Annotated in this window: 1 pseudogene; it reads right to left on the reverse strand. The window is 67.3% G+C overall.

The window, feature by feature from the left end:
- Window positions 1-198: 198 nt before the first annotated feature.
- A pseudogene (locus GSE44_RS25005) lies at window positions 199-1,320 on the reverse strand (IS701 family transposase); the annotation flags it as partial.
- Window positions 1,321-1,389: the final 69 nt, after the last annotated feature.

A 1,389-nucleotide genomic window follows, 5' to 3' on the forward strand; every position in this document is an offset into this window, starting at 1 on the left:
GCTGGCTGCGGCGCCAGTGGCATGTCCTAGCGATAGCCTGGTGTATGCGTCGCCAGAGAGACCATTCGAAGAGGCGGTCGAGCACGACGCCAACGGCGCGCTGGAGGCTGCTGATGAGATGGCGGATCTCGCCTGTGCTGAGGTCGGCCAGAAGTCGGGGTTGCTGGTCCCCCTTTTTTGCCGCGGGGCGGCGTTGAGCTTCGCTCGCATACCGGCGAGAAAGGCCAAGGCGAGCATGGCCAGCGTGATATGCCGGTACCATCCATGCCACGAGCGGATCTCGTAGTCGGCCAGGCCGACCTCCTGCTTGGCGGCCTCGAAGCATTCCTCGATGGCCCAGCGCCGGCCAGCGACGCGCGCGAGGGTGGCCAGCGTGGTCTGGTCGGGACCGAAGACGACGTAGTAGGCGAGGTCCTTTGGGTTCTTGCGGCTGCGCCGGACCAAGAGCCAGTGATCCCAGGGCGGCTGCTGGAGCCGGGTCAGCCCAAGGCGCGCCCAGTCATAGACCCGCTCGCCCTTGCTGCCCGCTCCGGCCGACAAACGCTGCCAAGCCTGGGCTGGAAGACGAGCGGCCAGACGCGAGGCGGCGTGCTGCCCGAGGCGCCCATCCAGCACCGCCCAGAGCTTCTCATTGCTGCGGATGGCGAGCACGAAGGGCTGCTTGCGCTGTTCAAGGGCAATGCGCAGCCGGCGGTCCGAACCGTAGACCTCGTCGCCCAGCACCCAGGCGCAGGGCAGACCAGCATCGAGCGCCCGCTGGATCATGCGGCCCGCCAGTGTCGGCTTGGTGGCGAACCCCACCTCCTCGGGAATGGAGGCCTCGGCGCGCCTGCCGCTATCCTCGCACCACTCCTTCCTGGGCAGGTAGAGCTCGCGGTCGATCAACGCGTGCCCCTTGCCGCTGGCATAGGCCAGGAAGACCCCGATCTGCGCATTCTCGATCCGCCCCGCCGTGCCGCTATATTGCCGCGCCACGCCAACCGAGTGCTCGCCCTTCTTGAGAAACCCGGTCTCGTCGGCGATCAGCACGCCGTCATCAGCCCCGAGATGCTCAAGCACATAATCGCGGCACAGGTCCCGAGCCGCGTCCGCGTCCCACAGGACGTGGCTGAGCACCCGCTGGGTCCGCCAGGGACGCGCATCGCCGATTTGTTCGGCCAGTTGCCAGCCATTCTTGCGCTTGACTGAGCTCAGCAGCCCCTCGAGGTACAAGCCTGCCTGCCGCCGAGGCTCCGCCCGGACGAACAGCCGACCCAGCCGTGCCTGCAGCGCTCCCAGCTCGTCGCGCCAGCGCAGGACACCCACAGTGTCCGAAACCATGGCCCGCCTCCACGAACCAATGCTCCGCCACACACCTGAGGACGCCTCAAGGAAACCTCAACTGTAGAA

The sequence above is a fragment of the Muricoccus harenae genome (genome assembly GCF_009848505.1).
GTDB lineage: Bacteria > Pseudomonadota > Alphaproteobacteria > Acetobacterales > Acetobacteraceae > Roseomonas > Roseomonas harenae.